This window comes from Mesorhizobium sp. WSM4884 (assembly GCF_029625675.1).
GTDB lineage: Bacteria > Pseudomonadota > Alphaproteobacteria > Rhizobiales > Rhizobiaceae > Mesorhizobium.
The window spans coordinates 1-3,698 of the sequence record NZ_JARTVO010000044.1 but is presented as its reverse complement, the minus strand read 5'-3'; the positions used below and the strand labels follow the sequence as shown (position 1 = coordinate 3,698).

Genomic DNA, 3,698 nt, shown 5'->3' with positions numbered 1-3,698 from the left:
GCACTTCATCTTTTTGTCGGCTCGTGGGGCTGGTCCTGTGCAGCAATGCGTCGATGGTTTACTTCGCTTTGGATTCGCTCCGTGTGGCAGTCGTCACGACGCTGGCCTGTTCGCTGCTGCTTCAGGCCGGCTACTTCGGCCGCGTGCTCTTTCTGATCTGGCAGTCCTCTAGCCGCGCTCGTGGAACTCGCCACAGGGGCCAGCATGCCGATGGTTACAGGAAAGCTCGGGTACCAGTCGTCTGACTCTGATCAACTGCGGAATGCAATTTTCAGCTGTGTCCCGGCTTGGTCGAATGCCCAGCATGTGCTGCTGCTTTGATGCGCGGATGACAGGATCAGTGCTCAGACCCACACCAATTTTGGTCACCCTCTGATGACTGAGCTGATCGTATAGGGAATCTGTGTTCGGCTAACACGCGACCATACCCCTGGGCTGACCGGTGCGTAGCAGGTTCAGGTACTTTTTTGCTGGAGATAGCATGCTGGAAAAATTCGAACGTTATCCGCTCACCTTTGGACCCACGCCGATCGAGAGGCTCGACCGCCTCGGCAAGCATCTGGGCGACAAGGTGGAAATCTACGTCAAACGCGAGGACTGCAACTCCGGTCTCGCGTTCGGCGGAAACAAGCTGCGCAAGCTCGAATACATTGTGCCCGACGCGATCGCGTCAGATGCCGATACGCTCGTCACAATCGGTGGCGTGCAGTCCAACCATACGCGCATGGTCGCTGCGGTCGCCGCCAAGATCGGCATGAAATGCCTCCTGGTCCAGGAGAGCTGGGTCCCACATGATGATGCTGTCTACGACCGGGTCGGCAATATCCTCTTGAGCCGCATCATGGGGGCAGAGGTGCGCCTGGTTGACGAGGGCTTTGACATCGGCATCCGCCGCAGCTGGGAAAAGGCACTTTATGAAGTCAAGGCAAGGGGCGGCAGGCCATATGCGATACCTGCCGGCGCCTCTGTCCACAAATACGGCGGCCTGGGCTATGTGGGGTTCGCTGAGGAGGTGCGTGCCCAGGAAGAGCAGCTTGGGTTTGCCTTCGACTATATCGTCGTCTGTACGGTGACTGGTTCAACCCACGGCGGCATGCTCGTCGGGTTCGCCAAGGATGGTCGACAGCGCAACGTGATCGGTATCGATGCCTCCGCCATGCCCGCCAAGACCAAGGCGCAGGTGCTTGGCATCGCCCAAAATACAGCGAAGCTCGTCCACCTCGGAGCGGAAATTGTCGAGGCAGACGTGGTGTTGTTCATGGACTACGCGTACCCGGGTTATGGCGTTCCATCGGAGGAAACCAAAGAGGCAATCCGTTTGTGCGCGCGGCTCGAGGGCATGATTACGGACCCCGTTTACGAGGGCAAATCGATGCAAGGGATGATCGACCTCGTCCAGAGGGGCTTCTTTCCACAGGGATCGAGGGTCCTCTACGCACATCTAGGCGGCGCACCGGCGATCAACGGGTACGGCTACACCTTTCGCAACGGCTGACGTTCGGCAGTCTGCGATTCCGCGGTCGCGCTCGAACGTGGGTAGGTAGCGTCGTTCGAGCGCTTGGCTGGAGAAGTGGAGGCAGCGACGGGCATCCACTAATTGGTACCATTACGTGCTGTCGGTGCTCAACGCCACGCGCATTGAGCGCATGCCGCCGTTGGCAACCGCGAGGCGAATTTTGACTCCGGGGCAAGAATCCACACGCGGCGGTGGCGGCACGAGGACCAAGCCGGCGAGTTCGCGCTTTCGAACTGGCGCCAAACTGCCACTGCTCGAGGGCCGAGGCCAGTCTAATCACAGGCGAGCCGTCCAAGCTCTCAAGAGTGATAGGGCGAAACCCGACAGCGGCAGAAGACATGTCGGGTTCACGACAATCGGCCGCATTTGGCCTCGTGGAGAATTTCAAAGCATTTCCCGCCGCTTACCGGAGCTGAGGGAATTGGCACCTCCGTTGCAGCTTGATGTGCGGCAACACGGTGAGAGCTTCGCTGAAGCAAGCCAGAGGGAGCGATGCCCTCGAGACCGTGTCCGATTTTGACTGGAAAATATTCCGCGACAAAAGAGACGAAAGGTGTGGAATGACTTTGGACACCAAGATGGAACTGCGTATGGGGTCCCCGGCTCCTGCGATCAAAGTGGAGAACTGGCTGCGTGGCGAGCCCCTCACGAACTTTCGGCCCGGCAAGGTCTACCTCGTTGAGTTTTGGGCGACTTGGTGCGGACCATGTGTCGACGCCATGCCCCATTTGATCGAACTGCAGGAGAAATATGAAGGCAGCGGATTTGAGGCGGTCGGAGTTGCCGCCTGCGAACAGGGTCCTACCGCAGACGAGGCGCGGACCAACGTGGATGCCTGGCTGACCGAGGAGTTCCCGAATCTGAATTATCGTATCGGGTTCGATTACATTGGCGAAATGAACAAGCTCTGGATGGATCCCAGCTCTTCGATTGGGATTCCCACCTCGTTCGTGGTCGACCGCGACGGCCACATCGCTTTTATCGGCCACCCGGCGGAACTCGATGACGTTTTGCCGAAAGTCCTTAACGGCAGCTGGCGCAGCAGCTATGAAGCGAAAGCCGCCGATGCAAAGCGCATCGCGCATAACCAACTTGCAGCGCGCGAAATGTCGCTTACCGGGCCGATATACGCCAAACTTGAGCCGGCGATGCAGGCCGAGGATTGGACGGCGGCGCTCTTGGCCATCGAAGAAGGCCTCGCCTTGATGCCAGACTCTTGTGAGTTCCGGCAGATTCATGCGGATCTTCTGCTTCACAAGCTGCGCGACATCAAGACCGGCATGCCGGTCATGCGAGAATTGGTCGAGGACGCGATCGACAAAACGTCCGACGCGGTGTCGTGGATGGCCTTGGCCCTCAACCAACTCTTCGATCCCACGATGGACAATTCCCATCTTCCGCGCGCGGAGCGCTTTGCGATGGGCAACGAGCTCTCGGAACAGATACTGGCACTCAATCCCCCGAACGGCGATGGCCCGTTTAAATACCTCCGGTACCTCCCGGTAGCTCAGTATTATTACGAGAGCGGCAACAAAGATCGCGCAATCGAGTTGATCGAGGTGGCACTGAAATCGGTGGACCGGCTGGGGCCAATTCCGGACCACACCAAACAGTACTATCTTACCCCATTGCTCGAAGCACTGGCCAACTACACGGGTGAGCCTGCCTGTCACGCGGATCTTTGTGTGGCTCCGCAAAAGAAGGCACCCGAAACTCAAAACGAAGTCACTTCCTGAGCAAGAATCGCGAAGGGACTGACAATTGGAATTGAACACTGGCCAATCCGCCCATCGAAGCTCTCTTCGCAGCAAGTATGTCGATGCAGCAGGGCGGCGGCTTGCGGAAGGTTGGATTTCAATTGCGTTGACCACCGGTCGGATCGCGGCGCAGACGATGTGCGCCGCGAATTCGCGCCGCAGGTCTCGCACTCGTGGACATGTCGAGGTCGGCCACGGGGCACTCTTGGGGTTGGCCCGCCCAAGCCATTCGTCGGCCACGCAAGCGGACCCGGAGTGGGCATCGCAGGAAAAGGAAATCGTACCTCGAAGACGAAGACTGAAATGACGAACAACGAAATTCCTCCGGTTGGCCCTGCTGTCAACAATGACGACGAGGCCCTTGCTTCCCCGTTCGTCAAATGCCTCCTGCGGCTCATTCGTACTCAGGATTCCTTCGGCTTATG

Annotated in this window: 3 protein-coding genes; all 3 read left to right on the top strand. The window is 58.5% G+C overall.

Going from position 1 to position 3,698, the window contains the following annotated elements; all coding sequences use genetic code 11:
- On the top strand, positions 1-245 hold a 245-nt coding region (locus P9236_RS30565), incomplete at its 5' end, for an exopolysaccharide production repressor protein (RefSeq protein ID WP_127313226.1).
- Between the two features lie 236 nt (positions 246-481).
- On the top strand, positions 482-1,495 hold the full coding sequence (locus P9236_RS30560; protein ID WP_024505903.1) for a 1-aminocyclopropane-1-carboxylate deaminase: 1,014 nt from the start codon (positions 482-484) through the stop codon (positions 1,493-1,495).
- A gap of 599 nt (positions 1,496-2,094) precedes the next feature.
- Positions 2,095-3,252 (top strand): TlpA disulfide reductase family protein, encoded by a 1,158-nt coding sequence (locus P9236_RS30555; RefSeq protein ID WP_063170386.1) that lies wholly within the window; start codon positions 2,095-2,097, stop codon positions 3,250-3,252.
- The last annotated feature ends 446 nt before the right edge of the window (positions 3,253-3,698 follow it).